We start from the raw sequence: 16,463 nt of genomic DNA, 5'->3' as shown, positions 1-16,463 counted from the left end.
CGCCACCGACCCCGACCGCGACCACCTCAACGAACTCATGCAAATCACCCCCACCCGATAACTGCGCTCAAAACCACGCGTCCGCAGCGCGATACGCCGGCGTCGATGGAATGCCTAGATCAACCGTTCGCGCAGGAACTCCACCAACCCGCCGGAACTGCCGGACCCAGAATCTATTTCGATAACCTCGAAGGCATCCCCGCCCAACCGGTCAGGTCAGCTTCGGGCGCGTCAGCCACGGTGATGTCCTACTCGGTGCCAGCCCTATCTCGGCGTCAACGGGGACTGGGATTGCGTCGCCATGGCCAGCGTACGAAAGTCCTCGACACTGCCGGCCCCGGTGATCGCCAGCTGCGCACCATCCGCACCCGGCAACCTCGTCGTCCACACCGGCTCGCCGCGCGCACCACCCTCGTAGACGATCCAGCGCACCCCGTCTACGTCCTCGACGCCGGTCGGTGCGACGTCGTCGTGGATGAAGCGCACCAGGGCATCTTCGTCGGCGTTGCTCTGGTTGATGCTGAGGTACTTGCCGCCCGGGGTCAGATAGCCGACCGTCGAAACTTTGGCGCGCAACTTCTCCCCGGAGTCCGGATCGGTGCGCCCCTCCTCCAGCCCGTGCCGGGCGCCGGAGTTGGCCTGCCAATCTTCCGGCAGCGCCGGCAGCCGGATCGGGAACCCCAGGGTGTCGGCGTCAGCCTGCAGCGCGGCGGCCACGTCGTAGCTGGGCGCCTTGCCCGGCCGCGGGCCGTTGAGTTGCAGCGAACACGTCCCCACCAGGCCGGCCAACACGATGCAGGCCAGGATCAACGGCGCCATCGACCAGAACATGTCGCGGCCATCCTGCAGCACCCGCGGCTTGGCCGGCTTGGGCACAGGTTGGTGGACACCCGCCGAACTCACATCGTCGGAAGGTTGCTCCGGGGGCGTACTCACCCCACCAGTATCCCAGCTCCCAATCGAGGATCTGCTTCTGGGACAATTCCTAGCCATGAGTGACGGTGCCGCCCAGCCTGCCCCCACCAAGCGCCGCGAGGCCCCTGACCGCAACCTCGCGCTCGAGCTGGTCCGCGTCACCGAGGCCGGCGCCATGGCCGCGGGACGCTGGGTCGGCCGCGGCGACAAGGAGGGCGGCGACGGCGCCGCCGTCGACGCCATGCGCGAGCTGGTCAACTCGGTCTCCATGCGCGGGGTCGTCGTCATCGGCGAAGGCGAGAAGGACAACGCGCCGATGCTCTACAACGGTGAGGAAGTCGGCAACGGCGACGGCCCGGACTGCGACTTCGCCGTCGACCCGATCGACGGCACCACGCTGATGAGCAAGGGCATGCCGAACGCCATCTCGGTGCTCGCGGTGGCCGAGCGCGGCGCGATGTTCGACCCGTCCGCAGTGTTCTACATGAACAAGATCGCCGCCGGTCCGGACGTCGCCGAGTTCATCGACATCACTTCTCCGATCGCGGCCAACATCCAGCGCATCGCCAAGGTACGCAAGGCCTCGGTTTCCGACATCACCGTCTGCATCCTGGACCGGCCGCGGCACGCCAAGCTGATGGCCGACGTCCGCGAAGCCGGCGCCCGGATCCGGCTGATCTCCGACGGTGACGTCGCCGGCGCCATCTCCGCCTGCCGGCCGGAGTCCGGCACCGACCTACTGGTCGGTATCGGCGGCACCCCGGAGGGCATCATCACCGCTGCCGCGATCCGCTGCATGGGCGGCGAGATCCAGGCCACCCTGGCGCCCACCGACGACGAGGAACGTCAGAAGGCGCTGGACCGCGGCCACGACCTGGACCGGGTACTGACCACCAGGGACCTGGTGTCGGGCGAGAACGTGTTCTTCTGCGCCACCGGTGTGACCGACGGCGACCTGCTCAAGGGCGTGCGGTTCTTCGGCGGCGGCTGCACCACCCATTCGATCGTGATGCGATCCAAGTCCGGGACCGTCCGGATGATCGAGGCCTACCACCGGCTGTCCAAGCTCAACGAGTACTCGGCCGTGAACTTCACCGGAGACAAGACCGCGGCCTACCCGCTGCCCTGACGCGTCCCCCGGCGGGGACCAACTTCTGTAAACCGATATCGACTGCGAAGGAATCCAATGAGCGACAGCGCTGCCGACGGCGAATACCGCATCGAGCACGACACCATGGGCGAGGTCCGGGTGCCGGCCAAGGCCCTGTGGCGCGCGCAAACCCAGCGCGCGGTGGAGAACTTCCCGATCTCCTTCCGCGGCCTGGAACGCACCCAGATCCGCGCGCTCGGTCTGCTCAAGGGCGCCTGCGCACAGGTCAACAAGGACCTCGGTCTGCTGGATCCCGAGAAGGCCGACGCGATCATCGCCGCGGCCGCCGAGATCGCCGACGGCCGCCACGACGACCAGTTCCCGATCGACGTGTTCCAGACCGGCTCGGGCACCAGCTCGAACATGAACACCAACGAGGTGATCGCCTCGATCGCGGCCCGCAACGGCGTCACTGTGCACCCCAACGACGACGTCAACATGTCGCAGAGCTCGAACGACACCTTCCCGACCGCCACCCACATCGCGGCCACCGAAGCCGCTGTGCGCGACCTGATCCCGGCGCTCGAGGTGCTGCACGAGTCGCTGGCCGGCAAGGCCCGGCAGTGGCGCACCGTGGTGAAGTCCGGCCGCACCCACCTGATGGACGCCGTCCCGGTGACCTTGGGTCAGGAGTTCGGTGGCTACGCCCGCCAGATCGAAGCCGGCATCGAGCGGGTCAAGGCCACCCTGCCCCGGCTGGGTGAGTTGGCCATCGGCGGCACCGCCGTCGGGACCGGACTGAACGCGCCCGACGGTTTCGGCCCCAAGGTCGTCGACGTGCTCAAGTCCCAGACCGGCGTTGCCGAACTGCGCACCGCCGCAGACTCATTCGAGGCACAGGCGGCACGCGATGGTCTGGTGGAGGCGTCCGGCGCGCTCAAGACCATCGCGGTTTCGCTGACCAAGATCGCCAACGACGTGCGCTGGATGGGTTCGGGCCCGCTGACCGGGCTGGGCGAGATCCAGCTGCCGGATCTGCAGCCGGGTAGCTCGATCATGCCGGGCAAGGTCAATCCTGTTCTGCCCGAAGCGGTTACCCAGGTGGCCGCGCAGGTGATCGGCAACGACGCCGCCGTGACGGTCGGCGGCCTGTCCGGCGCCTTCGAGCTCAACGTGTACATCCCGATGATGGCCCGCAATGTGCTGGAGTCGTTCACGTTGTTGGCCAACGTGTCTCGCCTGTTCGCCAGCAAGTGCATCGACGGGTTGGTCGCCAACGAGGATCACCTGCGCCAACTGGCCGAGTCCTCGCCGTCGATCGTGACGCCGCTGAACTCGGCGATCGGCTACGAAGAGGCCGCCAAGGTGGCCAAGCAGGCGCTGGCCGAGAAGAAGACCATCCGGCAGACCGTGATCGACCGCGGCCTGATCGGCGACAAGCTTTCCGAGGAAGAACTCGATCGTCGCCTGGACGTGCTGGCAATGGCCAAGGTCCGCGACGGCGAGTGACCCACCGGCCGGGCGCGGGCAGCCGGTTGGGCAGCCCGACGGGCATCAAGGCTGTACTGAGAGCGAATTCTGCACCGAATCCTCGCTCTCAGTACAGGATTGTTGAGGGCAGGTACTCCGATGCCTGAGTCGGCCAGCACGCCGCAGCGCGCCGCGATCGCCAGCTTCGTCGGGACGACGGTCGAGTTCTACGACTTCCTGATCTACGGCACCGCCGCGGCTCTGGTCTTCCCGAAGCTGTTCTTTCCGGGTAGTTCACCGGCCACCGGAATGCTGCTGTCGTTCGCGACGTTCGGGGTGGGATTCGTGGCCCGGCCGCTCGGCGGCGTGGTGTTCGGTCACTTCGGCGACCGCGTCGGCCGCAAGCAGATGCTGGTGCTTTCGCTGCTGTTGATGGGCGGCTCGACGGTCTCGATGGGCCTGCTGCCCACGTTCGCCCAGATCGGTATTGCCGCACCGATCCTGCTGTGCCTGCTGCGGCTGATCCAGGGGTTCGCGGTCGGCGGTGAATGGGGCGGGGCCACCCTGATGGCCGTCGAACACGCGCCCACCGACCGCAAGGGCTTCTTCGGGGCGTTCCCGCAGATGGGTGCCCCGGCCGGGACGGCGATAGCGACGCTGGCGTTCTACGCAGTGTCGCGGCTACCGGACGAACAATTTCTGTCCTGGGGCTGGCGGCTGCCGTTCCTGGCCAGTGCGGTGCTGATCGTGATCGGTGTGGCGATCCGGCTGTCGCTGACCGAAAGCCCGGACTTCGCCACCGTCCGGGACCGCTCGGCGGTGCAGCGGCTGCCGATCGCCGAGGCCTTCCGCCGGCACGGCCGCCAGATCCTGCTGGTGGCCGGCGCCTATCTGTCGCAGGGCGTGTTCGCCTACATCTGCGTGGCCTACCTGGTGTCCTACGGCACCACGGTCGCCGGCCTCGACCACACCGACGCCCTGCTCGGGGTTTTCGTCGCGGCGCTGGTCGCGGTCGCGGCCTACCCGGTGTTCGGTGCACTCAGTGACCGGGTCGGCCGCAAACCGGTCTTCCTGGCCGGGGTGTTGGCGATGGGCGCAGCAGTGCTGCCCACCTTCGCGCTGATCAACACCGGCCGCCCGGAACTGTTCCTGGCCGCGCTGGTGCTGGTGTTCGGTCTGGCGATGGCACCCGCCGCCGGAGTGACCGGATCGCTGTTCAGCTTGGTCTTCGACGCCGACGTGCGCTACAGCGCGGTGTCGATCGGCTACACGCTCTCGCAGGTGCTCGGTTCGGCGTTCGCCCCCACCATCGCGGTCGCGCTGTACTCGGCGACCAAGAGCAGCAACTCGATCGCGGCCTATCTGATCGGGGTGTCGGTGATCTCGGCGGTCAGCGCGGCGCTGCTGCCCGGTCCGTGGCGCGGCAACCGGGAGGTGGCAGTGCGCGCCGGGGCGGCCTAACCCAGGCCTAACCCGGCGAGCTGACGGCTACCGGAACGTTGTGCCAGCCAATGACATTGGTCATTGCCACCCGGGCCAGACCATCCCGGTCGAGCTCGTAGGCGGGCATGAAGTCCAGTAGCCGGTCGAGGGCCGCGGCACTCTCCATCCGTGCCAGCGCCGCCCCGAGACAACTGTGGGTGCCGTATCCCAGGCCCAGGTTCTGGGCCTGGCTGCGGTCGCGGGTGATGTCGAACCGGTCGGCATCGGGGAACGCCCGCTCGTCGCGGTTCGCCGAACCCAGACACAGCAGCACCGCACTGCCCGCCGGGATGGTGTGGCCGTGCAGGTCGACGTCGGCGAGGGTGTACCGGACCAGGTACTGCGCGGGCGCCTCCCAGCGCAGAAGTTCCTCGACGGCCGCGGGGATCAGGCTGCGGTCCGCCAGCAGCATCTGCCACTGATCGGGGTGGTCGGCAAAGGTCACCACGGCGTTGCCGACCAGCTTGGTGACAGTTTCGGCACCCGCCCCACCGAGCATCGAGGCGAACGCCGTGATCTCGACGTCGTCGAGCTTGGTCGGTTCGCCGTCGCGGTCCACCTCGGCGGCGATCAGGTCGCTGATCATGTCGTCGCGGGGCTGCGCCCGACGTTCCTGGATGATCTCGTAGTACATCAGCCCGGTTTCGATGGCGGCCGCGGCCCCGGCCTCGGGCATCTCAACCTTGCCGTATTCACGTTCCAGGGTCTTGTCGAGCAACAGTCGCACCCGCTGGCGTAGTTCCGGTGGCACGCCGAGCATCTGGGTGATCACCTCGACCGGGAACAGCGCCGAGAAGTCCTGCACCACGTCGAAATGGTCCGGGTCGGCCGCGGCCAGGAAGCGGTCGATCTGGGTCAGCACGCTCTGGCGTTGACGCTCGATGGCACGTGGGGTGAAGACCTTGTTGACCAGGCTGCGCATCCGGCGGTGCGCCGGCGGGTCCATCATGATGATCAGTGGTGGCACCGGTTCGCCGGACTGCACCATCTGCAGGTCCACCCCGCGCGACGACGAGAACGTCGCGGTGTCCTTGAGCGCGGCGGCGACGTCGGCGTGCCTGGTCAGGGCGTAGAAGTCATAGGTCGGGTGGTAGTAGACCGGCGCCTCGTCACGCATTCGCCGGTAGGTCGCGAACGGCGCGTTGAAGTAGTCGTCGGAGAACGGGTCGAAGACGACCTGCGCGGTGGCCATCAGAACCACCCTTCCTGCCATATCGGCCACCGAGGCGAATTCGGTTGTCGCGCTTGACCTTGCCCGGTCTCCGCAACGCGGGCGTGGCCGGAGCGGGGGAGAACGCTTGACAGGTCTCGCCGTCGGTGTGATAGTCACGTCCAATCGAAAATAGCATTTTCAAAACTGGTTGTCGATAGGCGACGACGTGACCGACGAACAACCACCCCCGGCGTGGCAGAACCCGATGGCCTGGCTGCCGCACTCGATCGCCGAAGCCGCCCTGGACGAAACCGGCACGGCACCGGGCGATCCGACCCGCGCGTGGGCGCATCTGCAGGAACGGCTGAGCGCCGCCGAAGCACTGGTCCGCTCGGCGCCGGTGAACCGGAACTCGCGCGACTTCGCCGCCGGGATGCGCCACCTCATGGTGCTGCTGGCCGTCGGCATCGACAACGCACTGCGCGCGGACCCGGATCCGGTGCTGGCGGTCAACCGCGCCCAGGTCGACGACATCATCACCTGGGGCCTGGAATGCCCGGACTGCCTGTACCTGAACGCCGAGTTGCGCGCCGGCGAGACCTACCGACTGTTCGGCAACCGGGGCACCGCGCGCTACGTCGGGTTGCAGTCCATGGACGGCATGGCCGCAATCGCCAACTGCCTGGTCGACGACCTCGACGTGAGCCCGACCGGCGACTTCGAGCTGATCCTGTCGGCCGACCAGCAACCAGGAAACTGGCTGCGCGTGGCCGGCGAGCACCCGGTGCTGACGGTGCGAAATTTCCTCTACGACTGGGACATCGAGACACCGGCGGAGCTGAAGATCGAACGGATCGGCGAGCGGACCGCCGCACCGGCCGCCGTGGATCCGGAGGCGTCGGTCGCACGCCAACTCGCCGCGCTCGGCGATTTCGTGCACGACAACCTGAAGTTCTTCCTGGACTTCGGGGCCATGGCGCCGGCCAACGGCTTCATCCCGCCGACGGACATGAGCTCGATGGGGGCCGCCGCCGAGAATCGGCCTGTGATAGGGCGATTCGAGCTCGAACCACAGCAGGCGCTGATTCTCGAGTTCGAGCCGCCCAATGGCGCCTACTGGGGCATCTCGCTGGGCAATCCGTGGTTGGAGACGATCCACTACGGGCGCCACCAGTCCAGCTTGAACGGCCATCAAGCAGTCCTCGACGACGACGGCATGGTCCGGTTCGTGCTGTCTGCGCGCGACCCTGGGGTGGCCAACTGGCTCGACACCGCCGGATTCAGCAACGGCGCAATGTTGTTGCGGTGCGTGCGAACCGATTCCGCTCCGATGCCGCAGGTCCGGATGGTCGATGTCGACGACGTGCTCGCGGCGCTGCCGGCCGGCACCGCGCTGACCACACCCGAAGAACGGTGCCGGGTCCTCGCGCGACGCCGGCGCGCCGTCCACGAAAGGTTCTACCGATGAGCATGACGGTGCAAGAACTCGAAGACGGCGCCTGTGCCGCAACCGGTCTCGACGATTTCGGCACCGACTACTACCGCGAGGGCCTGGAACGCACCGTCGACGGGTTGAACACCGAGGCGCGTCTCAATGACCTGGGCCGGGTGATCCAGCACGCCACGATCAGCAACGCCCTGATCCAGCGCCTCGCGATCGTGGACATCTACAAACGGCATCCCGAGATCGACGACGAAGTGGTCGAGGGACCGGTGGTGATCCTGGGACTGCCCCGGACCGGAACCACCGCACTGGGCCAGCTGATCGCCAACGACCCGCAGTTCCGCTCGCTTCGCACCTGGGAATCGCAGGCCCCGTGCCCGCCGCCGGAGGAGGCCACCCAGCGGACCGACCCGCGGATCGCCCGGGCCGCCGAGGGGATCACGATGATCGAGTCGATGTTCCCGGACTTCAAGGCCATGATGAGCTCGGAGGCCGAGGCGCCGACCGAATGCCAGGACCTGATGGGCATGAGCTTTCGGACCTACCATTTCGACGGCGTGGTCCGGGTGCCCAGCTACACAGCCTGGCTGATGGACACCGACATGCGCGAGACCTACACCTTCCACCGGCAGGTGCTCAAACTCCTGCACTGGCACTGCGGGCCGAACCTGTGGCACCTGCGCACCCCGGTGCACATGTTCGCCCTGGAAGCCTTCATCGAGGCCTACCCGAACGCGAAATTCCTCTGGAGTCACCGTGATCCGGCCAAGGTGATGGGTTCGGTGTGCAGCTTGATCTCCTACGTACGCAGCTGGAGCAGCGACTACGACGACCGGCACGAACTCGGCGCCGAGCAACTGGCCTGGTGGGTGCAGGGCGTCGAACGGGCGATGGCGTTTCGCAGCAAGTTCGGTGACTCGCGATTCGTCGACGTGTCCTTCGCCGACCTGCAGCGCGACCCGGTCCAGACGGTGGCCGACAGCTATCGGCAACTCGGACTGACCTTCACCGACGCGGCCCGCAACAAGGTGCAGGCCTGGGCCCACGGGCATCGACCCGGCCAGCGCGGCACCCACGAGTACGAGCTGGCCGACTTCGGCCTGTCCGCCGAGGGCGTCCGCGAAGCCTTCGGTGACTACCTCGCCGCCTACGACGCAAGTGCATGACGACCGAGATGACAGCACCTGGCAGCGGCGGACGTAAGAAGCTCGAACCCGACCCTCGGGTGCGGGCCGCGATCGTGGCGGCAGCCGCCGACATCGTGCGCACCGACGGAGTCGGTGGGCTCAGCATCGCCGGCGTACTCGGTCGCACGCAGTTGGGCACCCGGGCGTTCTACCGGCACTTCGAGTCCAAGGACCAGCTGGTGGCTGCGGTGTTCCTGGAGTCGGCGCGGCTCGAGGTGCAGCGGCTGCAGGCACCGATGGCCGCCGCTGCGGACCCGATCCGCGCCGTGGCAACCTGGATCGCCGGCCAACTCGACCTCGCCGGCACCGACGGGGCGCCCTCGGGTCTGCGCCGGATGGCCTTGGAGGCGCAGGCACAGATGTCCGGCGCACCCGAGCTGGTCGCGGCCGCCTACGGCGAGATCCTGCAGCCGCTGGTCGAAACATTGCAGCGCGGTTCGGAACTGGGGCTGTTCGTCGACGTCGACCCGCACACCGAGGCGCTGTCCATCCACGGCATCGTGTGGGCCAACGTCAACCGACGGTGGGTCGAGCCGGACTGTGACGTCGACGAGCTGCGCAGCCGGGTGCAACGGTTCTGCCTGCGCGGCCTGGGCGTCACCGCGGCTGCCGTGGAAGCTGCTATCGCCGACAATCGGACAGCGCGTCAGGTGCAGAGCAACGCATCTGACTAGGTGCATGAAGACCGCGAGAGGACGTCATGTGCCCGGGGACCATCGTGACGGCCAGCTGCACCAAGAATTTCCGGAGAACCTCGCCGCCGACGGGTTGGATGCGACCGTCACCTACTGCGGGCGATACCCGTCGCCGACCGACTGGCGCAGCTGCCAGGTCTGCGCCGGACACAATTCCTGCGCGGACTGGCTCAACAGGTAGGACACCTTGTACTCGTCGTCGCCGAAATCGCGCTTGATCTGCTCGGCCATCGACGCGTAGCTGTCGCCGGCTTCGATCCGTCCGCACAACCCGTAGCCGTAGTCCAACGCGGCTTGCGCGTTCGGGAAGTTGTAGCCGGGGCCAAGGGTCACGTTGATGATGTAACCCAGTTCATCAGCTGAGGCCGCCGGCGCAAAAGCCACCGCTGCAGCCGCGGTGCAGCCGATCACCGCAGCGCTCATCCGAACCAGCTTCATGCCAGTGACGATAGTGGACGGTCCCCAGGTGCGGGTAAATCCACCCAGGTTGAGCAGTATTGCTCGACAAAACGGCAGAACCTGCCACTATGGAAGGCACGGGCTTTTACGAGGGGAAACGGATGACGGCTGCATCAGGGTCAGGCTTCGACGAACAGGCAATGGGTTTCCTGGCATCTGAGTACACCGGTTCGAGCTACACCGGATGGTCGATCGACCGTCGCTTGGAGGGGTACCTGCGCAAGCAGGGTCTGGGGCGGCTCGCCGATTCTGGCGAGAAGTTCGCCGCACTGTTGGACCGGGTGCTGATCAACTTGGCCCGCGCCCGTCGCGACGGACTGCTGCGGAGCTGATCAGGCGCCGTTGTTCGGTCCCCCGGAGTTGGCACCGGGAATGTCGGTGATCGGGAAGTTGGGCATGGGCGTCGGTGACGGCGTATTGGGCAGGGTCGGAATCTGCTCTGCCGGGATGTCCTGCAGCTGATTGGCCGGTGGCCCGTTCTCCCGGCTGCCGTACAGCGTGCCCGGTTCCCGCGGCCCCACCATCTGACTGACGGTCACCAGCCGGTAGCCGTTGGCCTTCAGCACCGGGATGAACTGGTACACCAGGTCGACCGTCGATGAGTAGGTGTCGTGGAACAACACCACCGAGTTCGGCTTGATCTGGGTCATCAGCATGTATCGGGTGGCGGCGAGATCGGAGTCGTTGGCCCAGTCGAACGGGATGACATCCCAGTCGACCGCGGCCAAACCCTGGCGGCCGGCTTCGGCGAGCACCTGGTCGTTGACCAGCCCACCGGCCGTGCGCACCAGCGTCGGGCGCACTCCGGTGGCTTGCTCGATCGCCTCGTTGGCCCGGCTGAACTGCGCCGGGATCTCTTCGACCGGGATGGTGGTCATGTTGGGGTGCTCCCAGGTGTGGCTGCCGATCTCCATGCCGGCCTCGGCGATCCGCTTGGCACCCTCGGGGTCGGCCGCCACCTTGTTGCCGATCAGGAAGAACGTCGCCTCGGCGTCGTTGTCCCGCAGTATCTGCAGCAGCCGATCGGTGTACGGACCGGGACCGTCGTCGAAGGTCAGCGCGACGCATTTCTGCACCGCGCAGTCCACGTCGGCGGACGCCGAGACGCCGTCATCGGCCGGGGCGTCGGTGGCGCACGCACCGACCGCGACGACGACGATCACGGCGCTCACCGCCAGCACGGTCCGCCAGTAGGTCTGGAGTCTGCGCACCCCGGCAGCCTACCGGCGCCGCCTGACGCCTCACGGCAGCGCGTTCGGGCTGATCTCCTCGAGCATCTCGGTGACCAGGGCCGCGATCGGTGAGCGTTCACTGCGCAGCAGCGTGATGTGCGCGAACAACGGGTGCCCCTTGAGCTTCTCGATCACCGCCGCGACGCCGTCGTGGCGGCCGACCCTCAGGTTGTCGCGCTGCGCGACATCGTGGGTGAGCACCACCCGCGACCCGGCTCCCAGCCGCGACAGCACGGTCAGCAAGACGTTGCGCTCCAGGGACTGGGCCTCGTCGACGATCACGAACGAGTCGTGCAGCGAACGACCGCGAATGTGGGTCAGCGGCAACACTTCCAACATGCCGCGGGACAACACCTCTTCCAGCACGGCCGGGCTGGCCAGGCCCTCCAGGGTGTCGAAGACGGCTTGCGCCCACGGCCCCATCTTGTCGCTTTCGCTGCCGGGCAAATAGCCCAGTTCCTGCCCGCCGACGGCGTACAGCGGCCGGAACACCACGACCTTGCGCTGCGTGCGCCGTTCCAGCACGGCTTCCAGACCCGCACACAGGGCCAGCGCTGACTTGCCGGTGCCGGCCTTGCCGCCCAGCGAGACGATGCCCACCGACTCGTCGAGCAGCAGATCGAGCGCGACGCGCTGCTCGGCGGAGCGACCCCGTAAACCGAACACCTCACGGTCGCCGCGGACCAACTGCACCCGCTTTTCCGCGTTCACTCGGCCGAGCGCGTGCGAACTACCGCCGAGTAGGCGAATTCCGGTGTGGCAGGGCAGATTCCGGGCTTCCTCCAGATCGATCTCGCCCTCGCTGAACAGTGCATCGATCTCGTCGGCCGGGACTTCCAACTCGGCCATGCCGGTCCAGCCGGAGGTCACCACGTCCTGAGCGCGATACTCCTCGGCATCCAGACCCACCGCGCCCGCCTTGACCCGCAGCGGAATATCCTTGCTCACCAAGGTAACTCGCTTACCTTCGGCGGCCAGGTTGGCGGCGCAGGTCAGGATGCGGGCGTCGTTGGTCTCGGTCCGGAAGCCCGCCGGGAGCACGTTGGGGTCGCTGTGGTTGAGTTCGACGTGCATCGAGCCGCCCTGCTCCCCCACCGGGATTGGCTGATCGAGGCGACCGTGTGCGATCCGCAGGTCATCGAAAAGCCGTAGCGCCTGACGTGCGAACCAGCCCAACTCGTGATGATGGCGCTTGGCCTCCAGCTCGCTGATGACCACCAGCGGCACTACCACCTGGTGTTCGGCGAACCGGGTGCACGCCCACGGATCGGACAGCAGAACCGAGGTGTCCAGCACATAGGTGCGGATCTGGTCTGACGTCTGACCCGACATAGCCGACGGTGAATCAGTCATGTGGCGCTCCTCGACTCCGCGCGGCCCCGCGGAGTTTTGGTCAGCGGGCGCAGCGGCATCAGGACCGGGCCGGTCCTGCCGTAGTCGCTACGGGAGATACCGCCCGGATAGCAGAGCATGTCGCTAGCCATCCCCTGCGACGCTACTCCCGCAAAGGCATTCGGGTCGTGCGCCGCGCCGCGCTGCCGGTTAAGCGGAGATGAACTCTGCCAGCTCCGGCCGATCGGCCACGCCGAACGCCTTGATCTCGTCGGAGATCACCTGGCGCAGCTGGTCCGGTCCGAAGATGCCGGCCTCGGCCACGCTGCGCACTTTGTCCTGGTAGGCGTCGATGTCCGCACCCGGAACCTGGAGGCCGGCGGCACGCCGGGCGATGGCCTCGATGGTCTCGGCCTCGTTGTGCTCCAGGCACCAGCGCACCAGGTTGGCGAAGAACAACTCGTGCCGTTCCTCGTCGGTGGCGATCCGCTCCAGCAACGACTCGAGGATCGGCTCGTCGACCTGCTCGGCGATCCGTCGGCAAAGGACTGCGTACTCGCGCTCGAAGAATGCCATGAACACCAGGGTCTCGATCTGGGTGAAGCCGCTGGCGAGGTAGCCCTTGTTCATCACATGGTCGACCCGGACGTCCTCGTTGGCGGCCGGATCACCGTTGCGGGTGACCACCAGGTAGTTGCGCAGCACGATGGCGTGCAGGTGCTCCTCGGCGGTCCAGCGGCCGATCCACCGGCCCCACTTCCATTCCAGGATGAAGTGCTCGACCAGCTCGCGGTGGTAGCCCGCCAGGTTGTCCTTGGTGATCTGCAGGATCTCCACCGCGTCGACGATCGGCTGGGGCAGCTTCTGCTGTGACGGCTCCCAGTCGCGGCCCCCCAGGAACGCGAAGTTCTCGCCTTGGTCGAACGGCACGTAGTCGTGCGCGAACCAGTCGTCAGCGCTCTCCAGGTGACGCTGCAGGTTGTCGGCGACGACCGGCTCCAGTTCGAGCGTCAGTGCGTTGGCAATCGGAAACTCAGCCATGGAAGTAAATGTAACCCGAGTTCACATGTTCCTCGAAATCCGGGTGGGCAAGTGTTGTCGATTGGTGACCAAAGTCCCCCGCGCCGTGCACGGATGACACCGCACAGCGCCGGCATGTGCACATTGCACATGCCGGCGCTCAGCGGTGACACTGATGCACGTCCACCGCCCGCGACCGGCCGGCGACTACAGCGTCAGCCCGGGGTACAGCGGGTTGGCGGCCAGCAGCTCGGCGGCCGCGGCGTGCACGCGTTCGGCGGTGCCGTCCCCCAGCGTGTACTTGGCCTTGGACAGCCCGTTGGAGGCCTGGGTGGGCTGGGTGTTCTGCAACACCTCGACCACCAGCTCGGCCACCCGGTCGAAGTCGTCGGCACCGAAACCACGAGTGGTCAGCGCCGGGGTGCCCAGCCGGATACCGCTGGTGTACCAAGCCCCGTTGGGGTCCGCGGGGATCGCGTTTCGGTTGGTCACCACACCGGCATCCAGCAGCGCCGATTCGGCCTGCCGTCCGGTCAAACCGAACGAGGTCACATCCAGCAGCACCAGGTGGTTGTCGGTGCCGCCGGTGACCAGCTTGGCGCCGCGCTTCAAGAAGCCATCGGCCAGCGCGTGCGCGTTGTCGGCCACCCGCTGGGCGTACTCGCGGAAGGACGGCTGGCGCGCCTCGGCCAGCGCGACCGCCTTGGCCGCCATCACATGGCTCAACGGGCCGCCCAGCACCATCGGGCACCCCTTGTCGACTGCCGCCGCGTACTCCTCGGTGGCCAGCACCAGGCCACCGCGCGGACCGCGCAGCGACTTGTGCGTCGTAGTGGTCGTGACGTGGGCGTGCGGTACCGGATCCTCGTCGCCGGTGAACACCTTGCCGGCCACCAGGCCCGCGAAGTGCGCCATGTCGACCATCAGCGTGGCGCCCACCTCGTCGGCGATCTCGCGCATCTTGGCGAAATTCACCCGTCGCGGGTATGCCGAATACCCGGCGACCAGCACCAGCGGCTTGAACTCGCGCGCGGCCGCGGCCACCGCGGCGTAGTCGATCAGGCCGGTTTCCGGGTCGGTGCCGTAGCTGCGCTGGTGGAACATCTTGCCGGAGATGTTGGGCCGGAACCCGTGCGTCAGATGCCCACCGGTGTCCAGCGACATGCCCATCAAACGCTGGTTGCCGAGCTCGGCCCGCAGCTTCTCCCAATCGGCCTCGGACAGGTCGTTGACATGCTTGGCGCCCAGCTTGGCCAGACCGGGAGCCTCCACCCGGGTGGCCAGGATGGCCCAGTACGCCACCAGGTTGGCGTCGATGCCCGAGTGCGGCTGGGCGTAGGCGTAAGGGGCGCCGAACAGTTCGCGGGCGTGCTCGGCGGCCAACGCCTCGACGGTGTCGACGTTCTGGCAGGCCGCGTAGAAGCGGTGCCCGACGGTGCCCTCGGCGTACTTGTCGGAGAACCAGGTGCCCATGGTGAGCAGCACGGCCGGCGAGGCGTAGTTCTCACTGGCGATCAGCTTGAGCGAATCACGTTGGTCGGCCAGCTCTTTGCGAGTGGCCGCCGCGATGCGCGGTTCGACGGACTCGATGACCTGCAGCATGGAACGGTACGCAGCGCTGGCTGTTTCGGCGTACTCAGCACCGGGCGCGGCATTCGACGTGGTCACGGAATCAGCGGTCATGACGTTCAGCCTAATCCGCGGGCCGCACCAGCCAAATTCCCGGTTGCTCGCGTGCCCGGGTCAGGCCGGCACGCCACGCAAGGTCGACGGGATCAGCGGCTCGTCGAGCAACCGGGTGAACCGCTCGGTCAACGTCACCTCGGCCGGGCGGTCATCCAGCCAGCCCCGCAGCAGCCGGTAGCCCTCGACGTAGGTGGAGGTGTACGCGCGCCACAGCGGCGAGGACAGGAACCGCAACATCTGCCGGGCCCGGGCGTCGTCGACCAACAACCAGCGCTGTACGAAGGCGACGACGTCGTCGACGTCGCGGTGCTCGTCGTGCAGCATCAGCGCCGCATCCTGGCGGACATCGGCCAACGTCGCGCGGGCCGCGGCGATCGCCTGCGCGTGTTCGCCGTCGAACCGCAGCCCGAGGTCGGCGTAGATGCCGGCCGCCCACGGCCCCCAGTCCTTTCCGATCGCGGCGTACAGCGCCAGATCCGCCAGACCTTCGGCCATCAGGCACTGCGGCGTGTTGACCAGGAAGATGGTCTGCTCAGCGTGCCCGAGGCCGTGCACCAAGCCGGCCTCCTTGCGGCAGTGTTCGGTGTGGTGGCCCGGGTAGGACTCGTGCGCCACCAGCGACGGCAGATTCGACATCTGCTGCTTGAGGTCGGCGTTGACGGCGACCGTCGAGCGGTAATCACCGTGGTAGTAGTTGAAACCCGACCACGGTTTGTCGCTGACCACCTCGTAGTTGATGGTTTCGGCCTCCGGCAGCGGATAGTCGGCACGCACCCGGTCGCGCAGCGCCGAGGAGAACGCGTCGATGCATTCGGCGAGCCGCTCGGGCGGGATCTCGTCGGCGCGCCGATCGGCACTCATCCGGTCCAACAGCGGACCACTGCCGCCGAGCGCTTCATCGAGCCGGGCGTGTGCCTCCCTGTAGCGGTCCTCGTCGCCCTTGCTGATCCGGACGTCGAAATAGGCCGCCACCTCGTCGACGAACCCGACCGACTCCCCGGCGAACTTGCGGGCCGCGCATTCCAGCGCGCGCAGATGCGCCCCCAGATACGCTGCACGCTCCTCGGTGAACCCGTCCGCACGCGGCACCGCAGGCAGCTCGGCGAGCAGCCGCTGCGCCTGGCGGGCCAGGTCAGCGGGGTTGGGCGGGGGTTCGTCGGCGACTTGGGCGCGCAACGCCTGATCGCCGGTGAACGAATCGACGTAACCGTCTTCGATGCGGTCGAAGCGCAGGCCCAGCAGCAGGTACTCGCGAATCAGATTGGCCGACTCCATGCCGCCCAACGCTACCCACACGT

The 16,463-nt window shown here is 67.4% G+C and carries 15 protein-coding genes; 7 read left to right on the top strand and 8 right to left on the bottom strand.

Annotation, left to right across the window (positions count from 1 at the left end; genetic code table 11):
* Positions 1-264 precede the first annotated feature (264 nt).
* Complete coding sequence (locus AC5Y3P_RS02290; protein ID WP_500044245.1) at positions 265-993, bottom strand: DUF4245 domain-containing protein; 729 nt, start codon at positions 991-993, stop codon at positions 265-267.
* On the opposite strand from AC5Y3P_RS02290, the gene glpX reads away from it, so the two are divergent.
* The 3 genes from glpX to AC5Y3P_RS02275 all read left to right on the top strand — a co-directional run bounded on the left by glpX (position 992) and on the right by AC5Y3P_RS02275 (position 4,936).
* Positions 992-2,044, top strand: coding sequence for a class II fructose-bisphosphatase (gene glpX / locus AC5Y3P_RS02285; RefSeq protein WP_500044244.1), 1,053 nt, complete (start codon positions 992-994; stop codon positions 2,042-2,044). The genes AC5Y3P_RS02290 and glpX overlap by 2 nt on opposite strands.
* 57 nt (positions 2,045-2,101) lie before the next feature.
* A complete protein-coding gene (locus tag AC5Y3P_RS02280) occupies positions 2,102-3,514 on the top strand; it encodes a class II fumarate hydratase (RefSeq protein WP_500044243.1) in 1,413 nt (470 codons plus the stop codon).
* Between the two features lie 120 nt (positions 3,515-3,634).
* Positions 3,635-4,936, top strand: coding sequence for an MFS transporter (locus AC5Y3P_RS02275; RefSeq protein WP_500044242.1), 1,302 nt, complete (start codon positions 3,635-3,637; stop codon positions 4,934-4,936).
* Between the two features lie 7 nt (positions 4,937-4,943).
* On the opposite strand, the gene AC5Y3P_RS02270 is transcribed toward AC5Y3P_RS02275, so the two are convergent.
* Positions 4,944-6,149: a cytochrome P450 gene (locus AC5Y3P_RS02270; protein WP_500044241.1), complete on the bottom strand. Its 1,206-nt coding sequence runs from the start codon at positions 6,147-6,149 to the stop codon at positions 4,944-4,946.
* A 226-nt stretch (positions 6,150-6,375) separates the two neighbouring features.
* On the opposite strand from AC5Y3P_RS02270, the gene AC5Y3P_RS02265 reads away from it, so the two are divergent.
* From AC5Y3P_RS02265 to AC5Y3P_RS02255, 3 genes are read left to right on the top strand one after another with little or no spacing between them, the layout of a single operon-like run.
* Complete coding sequence (locus AC5Y3P_RS02265; protein WP_500044281.1) at positions 6,376-7,578, top strand: DUF1214 domain-containing protein; 1,203 nt, start codon at positions 6,376-6,378, stop codon at positions 7,576-7,578.
* Positions 7,575-8,720, top strand: coding sequence for a sulfotransferase family protein (locus AC5Y3P_RS02260; RefSeq protein ID WP_500044240.1), 1,146 nt, complete (start codon positions 7,575-7,577; stop codon positions 8,718-8,720). Before AC5Y3P_RS02265 ends, AC5Y3P_RS02260 begins: the two co-directional genes overlap by 4 nt.
* The gene (locus tag AC5Y3P_RS02255) at positions 8,717-9,415 is read left to right on the top strand and encodes a TetR/AcrR family transcriptional regulator (RefSeq protein ID WP_500044239.1); all 699 of its coding nucleotides are present in this window, start codon (positions 8,717-8,719) and stop codon (positions 9,413-9,415) included. The genes AC5Y3P_RS02260 and AC5Y3P_RS02255 overlap by 4 nt, the downstream gene beginning before the upstream one ends.
* Positions 9,416-9,526: 111 nt before the next feature.
* On the opposite strand, the gene AC5Y3P_RS02250 is transcribed toward AC5Y3P_RS02255, so the two are convergent.
* The gene (locus AC5Y3P_RS02250; RefSeq protein ID WP_500044238.1) at positions 9,527-9,874 is read right to left on the bottom strand and encodes a DUF732 domain-containing protein; all 348 of its coding nucleotides are present in this window, start codon (positions 9,872-9,874) and stop codon (positions 9,527-9,529) included.
* A gap of 122 nt (positions 9,875-9,996) precedes the next feature.
* On the opposite strand from AC5Y3P_RS02250, the gene AC5Y3P_RS02245 reads away from it, so the two are divergent.
* Complete coding sequence (locus tag AC5Y3P_RS02245) at positions 9,997-10,227, top strand: hypothetical protein (protein ID WP_500044237.1); 231 nt, start codon at positions 9,997-9,999, stop codon at positions 10,225-10,227.
* Here the strand turns inward: AC5Y3P_RS02245 and AC5Y3P_RS02240 are convergent, their stop codons facing one another.
* From AC5Y3P_RS02240 to AC5Y3P_RS02220, 5 genes are all read right to left on the bottom strand, one after another.
* Positions 10,228-11,106 (bottom strand): polysaccharide deacetylase family protein, encoded by an 879-nt coding sequence (locus tag AC5Y3P_RS02240; RefSeq protein ID WP_500044236.1) that lies wholly within the window; start codon positions 11,104-11,106, stop codon positions 10,228-10,230.
* 30 nt (positions 11,107-11,136) lie between these two features.
* A complete protein-coding gene (gene phoH2, locus AC5Y3P_RS02235) occupies positions 11,137-12,459 on the bottom strand; it encodes an RNA 5'-3' helicase PhoH2 (protein WP_500044280.1) in 1,323 nt (440 codons plus the stop codon).
* 210 nt (positions 12,460-12,669) lie between these two features.
* Entirely contained in the window at positions 12,670-13,500 is an 831-nt protein-coding gene (locus tag AC5Y3P_RS02230) for an acyl-ACP desaturase (RefSeq protein ID WP_500044235.1), read from the bottom strand.
* 186 nt (positions 13,501-13,686) lie between these two features.
* Positions 13,687-15,162 (bottom strand): glycine hydroxymethyltransferase, encoded by a 1,476-nt coding sequence (locus AC5Y3P_RS02225; RefSeq protein WP_500044234.1) that lies wholly within the window; start codon positions 15,160-15,162, stop codon positions 13,687-13,689.
* Between the two features lie 60 nt (positions 15,163-15,222).
* Positions 15,223-16,440 (bottom strand): DUF885 domain-containing protein, encoded by a 1,218-nt coding sequence (locus tag AC5Y3P_RS02220; RefSeq protein ID WP_500044233.1) that lies wholly within the window; start codon positions 16,438-16,440, stop codon positions 15,223-15,225.
* Between the last annotated feature and the right edge of the window lie 23 nt (positions 16,441-16,463).

Source organism: Mycobacterium sp. NGS45 (assembly GCF_059812645.1).
The sequence above is the reverse complement of the archived record's forward strand: the minus strand, read 5'-3'. Positions and strand labels throughout refer to the sequence as shown.

What these genes read in the sequence shown, in the direction of transcription:
- glpX (WP_500044244.1), top strand. Translation starts at nt 992, where the DNA reads ATGAGTGACGGTGCCGCCCAGCCTGCCCCCACCAAGCGCCGCGAGGCC.
- AC5Y3P_RS02290 (WP_500044245.1), bottom strand. Translation starts at nt 993, where the DNA reads ATGGCTAGGAATTGTCCCAGAAGCAGATCCTCGATTGGGAGCTGGGAT.
- AC5Y3P_RS02280 (WP_500044243.1), top strand. Translation starts at nt 2,102, where the DNA reads ATGAGCGACAGCGCTGCCGACGGCGAATACCGCATCGAGCACGACACC.
- AC5Y3P_RS02275 (WP_500044242.1), top strand. Translation starts at nt 3,635, where the DNA reads ATGCCTGAGTCGGCCAGCACGCCGCAGCGCGCCGCGATCGCCAGCTTC.
- AC5Y3P_RS02270 (WP_500044241.1), bottom strand. Translation starts at nt 6,149, where the DNA reads ATGGCCACCGCGCAGGTCGTCTTCGACCCGTTCTCCGACGACTACTTC.
- AC5Y3P_RS02265 (WP_500044281.1), top strand. Translation starts at nt 6,376, where the DNA reads ATGGCCTGGCTGCCGCACTCGATCGCCGAAGCCGCCCTGGACGAAACC.
- AC5Y3P_RS02260 (WP_500044240.1), top strand. Translation starts at nt 7,575, where the DNA reads ATGAGCATGACGGTGCAAGAACTCGAAGACGGCGCCTGTGCCGCAACC.
- AC5Y3P_RS02255 (WP_500044239.1), top strand. Translation starts at nt 8,717, where the DNA reads ATGACGACCGAGATGACAGCACCTGGCAGCGGCGGACGTAAGAAGCTC.
- AC5Y3P_RS02250 (WP_500044238.1), bottom strand. Translation starts at nt 9,874, where the DNA reads ATGAAGCTGGTTCGGATGAGCGCTGCGGTGATCGGCTGCACCGCGGCT.
- AC5Y3P_RS02245 (WP_500044237.1), top strand. Translation starts at nt 9,997, where the DNA reads ATGACGGCTGCATCAGGGTCAGGCTTCGACGAACAGGCAATGGGTTTC.
- phoH2 (WP_500044280.1), bottom strand. Translation starts at nt 12,459, where the DNA reads ATGTCGGGTCAGACGTCAGACCAGATCCGCACCTATGTGCTGGACACC.
- AC5Y3P_RS02230 (WP_500044235.1), bottom strand. Translation starts at nt 13,500, where the DNA reads ATGGCTGAGTTTCCGATTGCCAACGCACTGACGCTCGAACTGGAGCCG.
- AC5Y3P_RS02225 (WP_500044234.1), bottom strand. Translation starts at nt 15,162, where the DNA reads ATGACCGCTGATTCCGTGACCACGTCGAATGCCGCGCCCGGTGCTGAG.
- AC5Y3P_RS02220 (WP_500044233.1), bottom strand. Translation starts at nt 16,440, where the DNA reads ATGGAGTCGGCCAATCTGATTCGCGAGTACCTGCTGCTGGGCCTGCGC.